The 11,622-nt window shown below is 40.4% G+C and carries 11 protein-coding genes; 4 read left to right on the top strand and 7 right to left on the bottom strand.

Annotation, left to right across the window (positions count from 1 at the left end; genetic code table 11):
• Positions 1–50: 50 nt before the first annotated feature.
• The 4 genes from M1R56_RS09055 to M1R56_RS09070 all read right to left on the bottom strand — a co-directional run bounded on the left by M1R56_RS09055 (position 51) and on the right by M1R56_RS09070 (position 4,846).
• Positions 51–665: an HAD-IA family hydrolase gene (locus tag M1R56_RS09055; protein WP_248035881.1), complete on the bottom strand. Its 615-nt coding sequence runs from the start codon at positions 663–665 to the stop codon at positions 51–53.
• 3 nt (positions 666–668) lie between these two features.
• Positions 669–1,949, bottom strand: coding sequence for an MATE family efflux transporter (locus M1R56_RS09060; protein WP_248035882.1), 1,281 nt, complete (start codon positions 1,947–1,949; stop codon positions 669–671).
• Positions 1,950–2,009: 60 nt separating this feature from the next.
• On the bottom strand, positions 2,010–3,494 hold the full coding sequence (gene thrC, locus M1R56_RS09065; protein ID WP_248035884.1) for a threonine synthase: 1,485 nt from the start codon (positions 3,492–3,494) through the stop codon (positions 2,010–2,012).
• Between the two features lie 74 nt (positions 3,495–3,568).
• A complete protein-coding gene (locus M1R56_RS09070; RefSeq protein WP_248035885.1) occupies positions 3,569–4,846 on the bottom strand; it encodes a glutamate-cysteine ligase family protein in 1,278 nt (425 codons plus the stop codon).
• Positions 4,847–5,215: 369 nt separating this feature from the next.
• Here M1R56_RS09070 and adhP point away from each other — a divergent pair, with 369 nt between their 5' ends.
• The 4 genes from adhP (at position 5,216) to M1R56_RS09090 (ending at position 9,344) form a co-directional block, all read left to right on the top strand.
• The gene (adhP, locus tag M1R56_RS09075; protein WP_248035887.1) at positions 5,216–6,235 is read left to right on the top strand and encodes an alcohol dehydrogenase AdhP; all 1,020 of its coding nucleotides are present in this window, start codon (positions 5,216–5,218) and stop codon (positions 6,233–6,235) included.
• Between the two features lie 351 nt (positions 6,236–6,586).
• Positions 6,587–7,576: a PTS sugar transporter subunit IIB gene (locus M1R56_RS09080; RefSeq protein ID WP_248035889.1), complete on the top strand. Its 990-nt coding sequence runs from the start codon at positions 6,587–6,589 to the stop codon at positions 7,574–7,576.
• A gap of 29 nt (positions 7,577–7,605) precedes the next feature.
• Positions 7,606–8,418 carry a PTS mannose/fructose/sorbose transporter subunit IIC gene (locus M1R56_RS09085; RefSeq protein ID WP_060955180.1) on the top strand — a complete coding sequence of 271 codons (813 nt, stop codon included), beginning with the start codon at positions 7,606–7,608 and terminating at the stop codon, positions 8,416–8,418.
• A 14-nt stretch (positions 8,419–8,432) separates the two neighbouring features.
• Positions 8,433–9,344: a PTS system mannose/fructose/sorbose family transporter subunit IID gene (locus M1R56_RS09090; protein WP_045763029.1), complete on the top strand. Its 912-nt coding sequence runs from the start codon at positions 8,433–8,435 to the stop codon at positions 9,342–9,344.
• A 234-nt stretch (positions 9,345–9,578) separates the two neighbouring features.
• Here M1R56_RS09090 and M1R56_RS09095 read toward each other — a convergent pair whose 3' ends face one another.
• The 3 genes from M1R56_RS09095 to M1R56_RS09105 form a co-directional block, all read right to left on the bottom strand.
• A complete protein-coding gene (locus M1R56_RS09095; RefSeq protein WP_223339927.1) occupies positions 9,579–9,998 on the bottom strand; it encodes a leucine-rich repeat domain-containing protein in 420 nt (139 codons plus the stop codon).
• A 338-nt stretch (positions 9,999–10,336) separates the two neighbouring features.
• Complete coding sequence (locus M1R56_RS09100) at positions 10,337–10,582, bottom strand: hypothetical protein (protein WP_004238875.1); 246 nt, start codon at positions 10,580–10,582, stop codon at positions 10,337–10,339.
• 166 nt (positions 10,583–10,748) lie between these two features.
• The gene (locus tag M1R56_RS09105) at positions 10,749–11,327 is read right to left on the bottom strand and encodes a DUF4230 domain-containing protein (RefSeq protein ID WP_000493216.1); all 579 of its coding nucleotides are present in this window, start codon (positions 11,325–11,327) and stop codon (positions 10,749–10,751) included.
• Positions 11,328–11,622: the final 295 nt, after the last annotated feature.

Consider the following 11,622-nt stretch of genomic DNA (forward strand, 5'->3'; position numbering starts at 1 on the left):
GTTTGTTAGTTTCTTGTCATCAGGCTGACACATTCTTCTTGAAGAAAATTCTAGAAGGAAAGCGAACTAATGTCTTCTAAATGCTCTATCTGTTGATTACAAGTTGCAGGAGAGGCAAGAAAATTGATACTCTGAATCCCACTATTTTGAGCAAATTCGATATCCAAAGTCCGATCACCGATATAATAAGTTTGCTGTGGATCTAGTTCATACTTATCTAGAAGATAGATCGCAGCTTCTGGACTAGGCTTCCGAGAAAAGCCACTTTGATTGGTTAAAATTTCTGTGAAATAGTGAGCCAAACCCAAATTCTCCAAAATAGTAAAAGCATTGTCCCCTTTATGGGTATAAACAAACTGTTCAATCCCTTGCTGGTCTGCCCAAGCTAAGATTTCACGCGCCTCCGGCATCAGAACCACTTGAGCATTCTTTTCAGCTAAACTCTGAGCACGAACCTGATTGAGCATATCAGCATCCAAGCCTCTTTCTTCTCCCACCTTTTCCAACAGATCTTGAACGGAAGTTTTTAGAATAAAGGCACGAACCTCAGCCTTATCATAAGGAATGTCAAACTGAGCAAAGGTCTCTTCGATTCCTGCTAAAATAGCCTCGTAAGAGTCTAACAAGGTCCCATCTAAATCCCAGATAAATCCAATTTTTTTCATATGTCATCCTTTCAAAGAGATATATTGCTTATAACGGTAGCGCAGGAAGAACCAGCGAAAACCATTATCCAAAAGCGTTCCTGCCCAAATACCAGGCAAGCCCCAACCAAGAACAATTCCCATCAGATACCCTGTTCCGATACGGATACACCACATTCCGATACTTGTCGCATAAAAGGGGAGGCGTGCATTTCCCAACCCCTGCCAGACAGCTGTATAAATGACTGTCCCCGTCGTCATAGGAGTTCCTAGTAGTGAGAACAGTGTCACCATAACACTGGCTTCAATAGCCACAGGATCACTGGTGTAGAGGTGACTTAGGGGCGTTCCGAGAGCATAGATACTAAGTGTTAAGGGCAACATGAGAAAGAGAGATAGCCAAAAAGTTTGCTTACTTAAGTTGTCTACTCTTGCCCAATCATCTTCCCCAACTGCTCGAGCTACCTGCATAACTGTTGCCGTAGCGACACCAAAGGCAGGCATGTAGTTAAACTGAGTCAAGACTTCACCAATAGCATTCCCTGCGACGGCCTCCGTCCCAAAGGAAACAACCAGGGCAATAATGACCACATCACCAGCCCTCATCATGAGACGTTCTCCCGCTGCAGGCAAAGCCAGAGTCAGCAAGTCTTTGTCCAGTCCAAAGCTTGGCCTCGTATATGGAAGTTTTAGTTGTGACCATAAAATCACAACCCCGACCAAACGAGATAGGATGGTCCCCCAAGCTACACCAGCTATGTCCATATCAAGGATAAAAATGGCGACACTTGAAAAAAGGATGTTTAAAGCATTGGATAAAAAACTAACATAAAGCGGAAGTCGCGGATTATGGGTAGCGCGAATCAAGGCTCCCAAACTAGTCATCAAGCCCAAGAGAACAATTGAACCACCCACCAATGATAGATAAAGTCCACCACTCTCAGCTACAGACGCTTCTGTTCCTAAAAGGCCAATCATCTCTCGTCCTGCAAAGATGGATAAGACACCTAAAACTAAACTCAGTAGTAGGGTAATCTTAAGTGCTTCTGTCACATGATAGGCTAGTCTAGATTGATCTTTCTGTCCCAAACTTTTGGAAATGACACTGGAAATAGCCGCTCCCAAGGCAATAAAAATAGCCTGATAAATGGTGATAATATTTCCAGCTACAGACACACCCGAAATGGCGATCAACCCCAGATTAGCTACCAAGTAGCTATCTACCATCCCCATGAGCATCTGCAAGAAATTTTCACCCATGGCTGGCAGGGCTATGTTGAGAATGTCTTTATTTTTCTTAAACAATCCTTCCTCCTGATGAAAAGAAACTCAGTTAGTTGCCCAACCGAGTTTACTTCCTCTGTCTTAAAGTCCTAGATAAGATTCTACCGCAGCCTGCATCTCTGCTGCTGCAACAGTTGTCTTGTGACGAACTGGAGCTGTTTCGAGGCCATCAACTGCAGGTGGCACTGCTACTCCTGAAATTTCATGTAGTTGAGCCAAGGCTTCAAAATCGCTCAAACCTGATTGCCCAGTTACAGCTTCTACTGCAACCACTGGGAATTTATAAGGACTAGCTGTTGAAGCAATCACGGTCTTAGACACATCGCCTGTAGCAGCTTGGTATTTTTTATAAACAGCTGAGGCAACCGCTGTATGTGGATCCTCAATGTAGGCATCTGTTTGATAAACACGCTTGATTTCTGCTGCTGTTTCTGCTTCAGTCGCATACTCAGCTACAAAAAGGTCAAGGATTTCTGCATCAAAATCTGTCAATTCATACTGACCTTGAGTGTTCAAAGCATTCATGAGTTCAGCTGTCTTAACCGCATTATTACCCAAAAGGTGGAAAATCAAGCGCTCCAAGTTTGAAGAGACCAAGATATCCATAGATGGGCTAGTGGTTACCTTAAATTCACGCTTCTTGTCATAAACATGAGTTTTAAAGAAGTCTGTCAAAACATTGTTGTCATTTGAAGCACAGATCAATTTGCCAACTGGTAGGCCGATTTGCTTAGCGTAAAAGGCAGCCAAGATATTCCCAAAGTTCCCTGTCGGTACGGTGAAGTTAACCTTGTCACCAGCCTTAATCTCACCAGTTTTAACAAGCTGAGCGTAGGCATACACATAATAGACAATCTGTGGTACTAAACGACCGATATTCATAGAGTTAGCAGATGAGAACTGGAGCTTATTAGCAGCCAATTTTTCACGAAGGGCCACATCATTGAACATGTGCTTAACGTTGGTTTGAGCATCGTCAAAGTTTCCATCGATGGCGATAACATGAGTATTGTCCCCAGTTTGAGTAGTCATTTGTAACTCTTGCACCTTGCTGACACCGTCTTTGGGATAAAAGACGATGATTTCAGTTCCAGGAACATCCGCAAATCCTGCCATGGCAGCTTTACCGGTATCTCCAGACGTCGCTGTCAAGATGACAATCTTGTTTTCCAAGCCATGTTTCTTGGCAGCTGTTGTCATAAAGTATGGCAAGATAGACAAGGCCATATCCTTAAAGGCAATGGTTGAACCGTGGAAAAGTTCCAAGTTGTATTGGCCATCTAGTTTCACAAGAGGAGCAATGGCTGGTGTATCAAACTTGCTGTCATAGGCGTTGGTGATACAGTAGTCCAACTCTTCTGCTGTAAAATCATCCAAGAAGGCTGACAAGACAAGTTTGGCCACTTCTTGATAAGAAGCGTCTTTTAATGTGTCAAAATCCAAGTCCACCTTTGGATAGCTCACTGGAGTAAACAAGCCTCCATCTGTTGCCAAACCTTGCAAAATCGCTTGGCTGGCTGTTACTGTATTGTTCGCATCACGCGTTGATTGATAAACTAATGTCATAAATCTCTATCCTTTATCTATAGTCCTATTCATTATAACATGATTTTTCAGAAAATTCTTCCTTTATAGGAAAATTATAGGTCTAATTCTTCTTTCAAAGGCTCTAAATAGGTCATTTCTTGCTGATCTCTCATCTTAAGACCTTGCTCTGCTATCGCTAGCAAGTCTTTGGAGAACTGGACAATCCCAGCTGTTTCTTCATCTGTGAGGTGTTTCTTAGAAAATTGTCTTCTCAAAGACTTGTAGTCACGACCAAATATTTCAAAGAAAGGAGCTGTTTCTAGGTAAATTTCAAGCTTGTCTAGATTCACCAGCAAGCCTAAATGAAAGGCTGCCGAAGAAAAGGTTCGATCTAGTGGCTGTGTACAAACACTCCGAAATTCGACCGTTCCTCGAGTTGTTAAGTCTTGGAATTGGTAACTACGGTGCGTTTGGAAATCCTTCTCTTGAGGAACAAGCAGAGTTTCTTTTCCATTTAGAGTATAGGCAGTAATCTCATCAGTATCTAAGTAATCTCTAGCTCGTATCGGAGAAAAATAGTAGGTTTCCCCATCACGTTCTGCTGTAAAAATCGCAGAGCAATCTAAATAATCAAAGAAATCATCCTCATCTTTGAAGAGTTTTGAATTGACACCGACATTCTCTGGATAAATTCCATGCATGGAATCTTCCCAAAAAATATCTCGTGAAATCAAAGTATCCCATTCTGCTCCCGAAAACTCAGAATTAGCAAACAGGTAAGCTTTGACTGCTTCAAGCTGAGTGAATGCATTAATGACACGTAGGTAGTTAGCAGTCGATACATCCAACTGAACTTGGCTCCCACAGATAAAGGCTCCATAGTCTGGAAAATCATGCAAAGAAACAGATTCTTGATTGTTGCCCATCTTCAGATAATCCATTAACATCTGGTAGCGAGGATATGCGACAGGCCTATTATCATTGATATCCCAATTCGGGTGAATCCCCCAACCTTGAATAGCATGATCCTTTTCTCTTAGCTTCTCCTGAATTACTTCCATATAGGCTCTAAAGCGCTCTTCCACTTCCTGAATACTCTTTGCCTTCCCAAAAGCAAACTCCAAGGTCGTGTAGGAAACCTCAAACAAAATACGGTCTTGACTCATCGGTTCTACAAGTTGAATTGGATTGCCATCCTGGTCTTCCTTCTCAACTTCTAGACTGAGAGCGTCAACTAAAAAACGCATCAATTCCTTGCTGACTTCAATATCTGTAGGCTGACCTTTCTTATGAACGATCGGAAACTCCAACTCAATACCGATGTAGAGATCTGGATTTTCTTTGATATTCTTTAAATAGCGGTCTTTTAATAACTGAACTGAAGGGGACATACATACCTCTCATTCTAACTTCTCATACTAGAAAACAAATTACTCTCTATTATACCAAAAAGTCCTAGAGAAGGATCTTAGAAAGTCTGTTTGCAAGCTTGCTCCCTAGATTTAAGACCAAACAACTTCCTAATTATATGAAATTTTATAATAAGACGTCAGATATCATTGTTCAATTTTCACAGTCTCATCAACCAGTTAAGCGATTACATATATTTTTGCATCAAATCCCTTGTACTATATTAAATATAGTGATATAATTCACATATAGACAAAAAGAGGGCAGTTCAAATTCGACTTCACTTGAATCATGAGTCAAGGCAAGCCCCTTTTCCTCTGCACCTCAACGACTAATCAAGGAGGATAGCTATGAAAGCTGTTGTTGTAAATCCAGAAAGCACTGGTGTTGCTATTGAAGAAAAAGTTCTCCGTCCACTCGAAACTGGGGAAGCTCTTGTAGAAGTTGAGTACTGTGGTGTCTGCCACACTGACCTCCACGTTGCCCATGGTGACTTTGGTAAAGTTCCAGGACGCGTTCTCGGTCACGAAGGTATCGGTATCGTAAAAGAAATCGCCCCTGATGTTAAAAGTCTCAAAGTTGGCGACCGTGTCAGCGTAGCTTGGTTCTTTGAAGGCTGTGGTATGTGTGAATACTGTACAACCGGACGAGAAACTCTTTGCCGTTCCGTAAAAAATGCAGGCTACTCAGTTGACGGCGGTATGGCTGAACAATGTATCGTAACTGCAGATTATGCTGTTAAGGTTCCAGATGGTCTCGATCCAGCCCAAGCCTCTTCTATCACTTGTGCCGGTGTTACCACATACAAGGCTATCAAAGAAGCAAAAGTTGAACCAGGCCAATGGGTTGTACTCTATGGTGCTGGAGGACTTGGTAACTTAGCTGTTCAATACGCTAAAAAAGTATTCAACGCTCACGTTATCGCAGTAGATATTAACAACGATAAACTTGCTCTAGCTAAAGAAGTTGGTGCTGATATCGTGATTAATGGTCTTGAAGTCGAAGATGTTCCAGGCCTTATCAAAGAAAAAACAAACGGTGGGGCTCACTCAGCTGTCGTAACAGCTGTATCAAAAGTTGCCTTTAACCAAGCAGTTGACTCTGTTCGTGCAGGCGGTCGTGTAGTAGCTGTCGGACTCCCTTCAGAAATGATGGACCTTAGCATCGTCAAAACAGTTCTTGACGGTATCCAAGTCATCGGTTCCCTTGTTGGAACACGTAAAGATTTGGAAGAAGCCTTCCAATTTGGTGCTGAAGGTCTGGTTGTTCCAATCGTTCAAAAACGGTCTGTCGAAGATGCCATTGCTGTCTTTGATGAAATGGCTGCTGGTACCATCCAAGGTCGCATGGTTTTAGACTTTACCCACTAAGATAAATAATAAATGCCAAAACGAGGTCGGGACAGAAGATCCCACCTCGATTTTTTGTAATAAAATTTTGACACGACAACTAATTGGACTTGGGGCATTTTTTAGACGCCCAAGAGCACTACTGACAAAAACTTCCTAATCCCTCCGCTTTTTTATATTAAATTTTTTTACCATTTTATAGACGATTTTATAAAAAGTTTATATATCAATATTTGCAAAGATAGGGCTTTGATATTTTTTTCACTCTTTATTATAATTAGTTGCTTTTTTTCTGAAAACGATTTATACTTAAGGAGTCTTAAAGTTTTCTTAAACTACAAGTCAAACATTTTATAAGGAGGAATGACAATAATGAGTATCGGAATCATTATTGCGAGCCACGGTGAATTTGCCGCGGGTATTCATCAGTCAGGATCTATGATCTTTGGTGAACAAGAAAAGGTTCAAGTTGTAACCTTTATGCCAAACGAAGGTCCAGACGATTTATACGCCAAGTTCAACAATGCTGTGGCTGCATTTGACGCAGAAGATGAGGTTCTAGTCTTGGCTGACCTTTGGAGTGGTTCTCCATTTAACCAAGCAAGCCGCGTAATGGGAGAAAATCCTGAGCGTAAATTTGCCATCATCACAGGACTTAACTTGCCGATGTTGATCCAAGCCTACACAGAGCGCCTTATGGATGCTAATGCTGGAGTGGATAAAGTCGCTGCGAACATCATTAAAGAAGCCAAAGATGGCATCAAGGCTCTACCAGAAGAGATAAACCCAGCTGAGGAAGTTGCAACTGCTGCAGCTGCTCCTGTAGCCCAAGCTGCCATCCCAGAAGGAACTGTTATCGGAGACGGTAAATTGAAAATCAATCTTGCTCGTCTTGACACACGTCTTCTTCATGGACAAGTCGCAACTGCTTGGACACCAGATTCAAAAGCTAACCGTATCATCGTTGCTTCAGATAACGTAGCTAACGACGATCTTCGTAAAGAGTTGATCAAACAAGCTGCTCCTAACGGAGTAAAAGCTAACGTTGTACCAATCAAAAAATTGATTGAGGTTGCAAAAGATCCTCGTTTTGGTGAGACACACGCCCTTATCTTGTTTGAAACACCACAAGATGCCCTCCGTGCTATCGAAGGCGGTGTGCCAATCAAGACTCTTAACGTTGGTTCAATGGCTCACTCAACAGGTAAAACAATGGTCAATAACGTATTGTCAATGGACAAAGACGACGTTGCTACATTTGAAAAAATGCGCGACCTTGGCGTTGAATTTGACGTACGTAAAGTACCAAACGACACTAAAAAAGATTTGTTTGACTTGATTAGCAAAGCTAACGTTCAATAATTAACATTAAATAGAAAAGGAATAAAACCATGTCAGATATTTCATTCATTTCTGCTATCTTGGTTGTAGTTGTTGCCTTCTTCGCAGGTCTTGAAGGTATCCTCGACCAATTCCAATTCCATCAACCAATCGTCGCATGTACCCTTATCGGTCTTGTCACAGGTAACCTTGAAGCAGGGGTTATGCTTGGTGGATCACTTCAAATGATCGCCCTTGGTTGGGCAAACATCGGTGCTGCCGTTGCTCCTGACGCTGCCCTTGCCTCTGTTGCCGCTGCAATCATCATGATTAAAGGTGGTAACTTTACTACTGAAGGTATCGCAGTCGCAACTGCTACTGCAATACCTCTTGCCGTAGCTGGACTTTTCTTGACTATGATTGTTCGTACAATCTCAGTTGGTTTGGTTCACACTGCTGACGCTGCTGCTAAAGAAGGAAACATTACAGCTGTTGAACGCGCTCACTACTTTGCCCTCGCTCTTCAAGGTCTACGTATTGCTATCCCAGCTGCACTCTTGCTTGCAATGCCAACTGAAGCCGTTCAAAGCGTATTGAACCTTATGCCAGAATGGCTTAAAGGTGGTATGGCTGTCGGTGGTGCTATGGTCGTTGCCGTTGGTTACGCATTGGTTATCAACATGATGGCTACTCGTGAAGTATGGCCATTCTTCGCTATCGGTTTTGCTCTTGCAGCAATCTCTCAATTGACTTTGATTGCCCTTGGTGTCATCGGTGTTGCCCTTGCCTTCATCTACCTCAACCTTTCTAAACAAGGTGGAAACGGCGGAGGAGGAGCTGCAACTTCTAACGATCCAATCGGTGATATCCTAGAAGACTACTAGAAAGGGGAACAATCATGGCTGAAAAAATTCAATTATCAAAATCAGATCGCCAAAAAGTTTGGTGGCGTTCACAATTCCTTCAAGGTTCTTGGAACTACGAACGTATGCAAAACTTGGGTTGGGCTTACTCTTTGATCCCAGCTATCAAGAAACTTTACACTAAAAAAGAAGACCAAGCTGCTGCTCTTGAGCGTCACCTCGAGTTCTTCAACACTCACCCATACGTAGCTGCCCCAATCATGGGGGTTACTCTTGCACTTGAAGAAGAACGCGCAAACGGTACTGAAATCGATGACGCTGCTATCCAAGGTGTTAAGATCGGTATGATGGGACCTCTTGCTGGTATCGGTGACCCAGTCTTCTGGTTTACAGTTCGTCCTATCCTTGGTGCCCTTGGTGCATCACTTGCTGCAACTGGTAACATCGTTGGTCCACTTCTCTTCTTCTTTGGATGGAATGCAATCCGTATGTCTTTCCTATGGTATACACAAGAGTTTGGTTACAAGGCTGGATCTGAAATCACTAAAGATATGTCAGGTGGTATCTTGAAAGACATCACTAAAGGAGCTTCTATCCTTGGTATGTTCATCCTTGCCGTTCTTGTACAACGTTGGGTATCAATCAACTTCACTATCAACCTTCCAGGTAAACAATTGTCAGAAGGTGCCTACATCGTCTTCCCAGAAGGTCCTGTTACAGGTGGAGAATTGAAGGGAATCCTCGGCCAAGCACTTAGCGGATTGAGCTTGGATAGCGTTCAACCACAAACCCTTCAAGGACAGTTGAACTCATTGATCCCAGGATTGATGGGACTTCTCCTTACTTTCCTTTGCATGTGGTTGCTTAAGAAAAAAGTATCTCCAATCACAATCATTCTTGCCCTCTTTGTAGTTGGTATCGCAGCTCGTTTCTTCGGTATCATGTAATCTTGGTGAGAATGTACAAACAAAAAAAGAATCAGGTTTATCACCTGATTCTTTTGGCTCTTTGTCAAATAGTGTTGATGAAGAACCTAATGAAAAAAGAATCCAACAAAAATTGGACTACCTGTCTCCGGTTGAATACCGAAGACGGTAGCCCTAGGGTGTTTTTATTAAATTCTCACTTTTTGGGGTCAGTCCCTAAGCCTGATAGTAATTTTTTGTTCATACTATTCCCCTTTAGTCATTTACTACTTTAAGTTGCATTGCTTTAGCTACTTCTTCTGCCTTTGATCCCTTAGGTGTATGGATTTCTACATCTGGGTTACAGTTATCCACAAAATAGAAGTATTCTGTAATTTCTGTTACACTTGCTGGAATTGTAATAGATTTAATTGATGATGTCCCCCAGAATACTAATGTTCCAATACTCTTTGTTCCTTCTGGGAATACAACTGATTCTAATGAACTATCAGAGTTGAAAACATCATCTTCTACTGTTTCTATTGACTTACCAAAGTGGACATACTTTAACTTATTGTCAATCGTAAACGCACCTTTTCCAATATATCGTACTGTATCTGGTAAAACGATTGCCTCACAATGTTTCAAGTTCGCAAGACCACGTTCTCCAATTGCGATAACAGGTTTACCTTTAATTTCCTTTGGTACACGAACAACCTTATCGTCAGAAGTACAACTATAGATGACATAACCTTCTTTCCATAAATATAAGCATGTTAATATATTAATATATTTAAGGATTTATAACTATAGTTCCTTAATTTTCCCAGTAAAAAAACGAAAGGCACCACAAGTTATTTATGTGTTTTCTTTAAACGATTCATGTACTTCTGTCGCAACTTCTCACCCGCCTTTAATTGCGGTTGCGATAGATTGAGGACCTAAATATGCATCCCCTGTTATTAGTTCATTTCTATTGTATTCTGATGTTGACCGAAAGTCAAATTTTTACCTTTCATCTAGAACACTAAAGTCTACTTTTGTTCAATTGCTGCAACGACAAGGTCACATGGAATAATATGTTCACTACCTGCCACTTCATGCGTTGATCTTCTTCCACTTTCATCTGATTCACCAAGTTCCATTGTAATAACCTTTACACCAGTTACTTTCCCACTCTCATCACGCAATACTTCTTTAATATTCTCTAAGAAATGGAATGTAACACCTTCATTGTGTGCATCTTTGATTTGTAGTGTAGCTTCTAGTATATTGTTCATATGGTCATCATTCTTTTGTTTTAGGTTTCAGCGCTTTTAATATAATGGATGTTGGCCTTTTTGTATACACTAAAATAGGGTTGGTGGAAAATTTCCATCAACCCTAAAAATTATAGAACCACACAAAACCCTGACCAGAGATGGCCAGGGTTTTGTATTTCAAAAATTATTCTGTAAATTCTATAGTTACTTTTACTTCAGAATCCATTGAAGAAAATATTGTTTTATAATAATTGATTGCAGATTCTTTAATTTCACTCTTAAATTTATCTAAATACTCTGCTTGTTTATCACTAGAAAGTTGGTTAGCGACCAATTTCCCAGTATCAATATCTTCTGTAGTTCCACTTAATAACTCTCCATGACTATCATATAAATCATAAGGATTATCTTTTGAAAGTTCAACACCAATTACTTCCAATTTTGGAACAATAACCTTATATTCTTTTTCGCTTATTTGTTCAACCTTTACACTACTTTTAATTCCAAATTTAGCTTTATAATTTAAAATTACTAATGCTGCTTTTTTAGAGAACGGCACATCAAACCCAAAAACTTGAGTTGTTTTTGTTTCAGAAATAATTTCATTAATTCCCGCATTCAAAAATACAACTTCATTCACTTTTTCAATACTTTCGATATTAATTGACGATTTGACTTCTGATTTATGTTCCTTAGGTAAGAAAAATAGCACTCCAATAGCTATAATAGCTATTAATACCACATTCAATAGTACACTAAACATATTAACTTTCTTCTTTAATATAGACAAGATAAAAAAACCTCACTTTAAATAATCTATCTAAATTTTACACATTCTAAAGAAAATAGTCAATATTTTTTCGTACTATCTTCTAAAATTAATTGTGCCTATTAAAAATGAAATTAGTTTGTTGCATTTGATTATATTTTTTGAACACCAAATCCATTTAAAATTGAGTGCTATTTTGAGCACTAAAAAAGGGCTCTTTTCTACCATTTGTCAAGTATATCAAGGAGCTTAAGTAAAAAAAGAGATGAGACAGTAGCTATTCTGAGGT

It is taken from the genome of Streptococcus sp. oral taxon 431 (assembly GCF_023115445.1).
Classification (GTDB): Bacteria; Bacillota; Bacilli; order Lactobacillales; family Streptococcaceae; genus Streptococcus.

Coding starts and splice junctions, on each gene's coding strand:
- M1R56_RS09055 (WP_248035881.1), bottom strand. CDS start 665: ATGAAAAAAATTGGATTTATCTGGGATTTAGATGGGACCTTGTTAGAC.
- thrC (WP_248035884.1), bottom strand. CDS start 3,494: ATGACATTAGTTTATCAATCAACGCGTGATGCGAACAATACAGTAACA.
- M1R56_RS09070 (WP_248035885.1), bottom strand. CDS start 4,846: ATGTCCCCTTCAGTTCAGTTATTAAAAGACCGCTATTTAAAGAATATC.
- adhP (WP_248035887.1), top strand. CDS start 5,216: ATGAAAGCTGTTGTTGTAAATCCAGAAAGCACTGGTGTTGCTATTGAA.
- M1R56_RS09080 (WP_248035889.1), top strand. CDS start 6,587: ATGAGTATCGGAATCATTATTGCGAGCCACGGTGAATTTGCCGCGGGT.
- M1R56_RS09085 (WP_060955180.1), top strand. CDS start 7,606: ATGTCAGATATTTCATTCATTTCTGCTATCTTGGTTGTAGTTGTTGCC.
- M1R56_RS09090 (WP_045763029.1), top strand. CDS start 8,433: ATGGCTGAAAAAATTCAATTATCAAAATCAGATCGCCAAAAAGTTTGG.
- M1R56_RS09100 (WP_004238875.1), bottom strand. CDS start 10,582: ATGAACAATATACTAGAAGCTACACTACAAATCAAAGATGCACACAAT.
- M1R56_RS09105 (WP_000493216.1), bottom strand. CDS start 11,327: ATGTTTAGTGTACTATTGAATGTGGTATTAATAGCTATTATAGCTATT.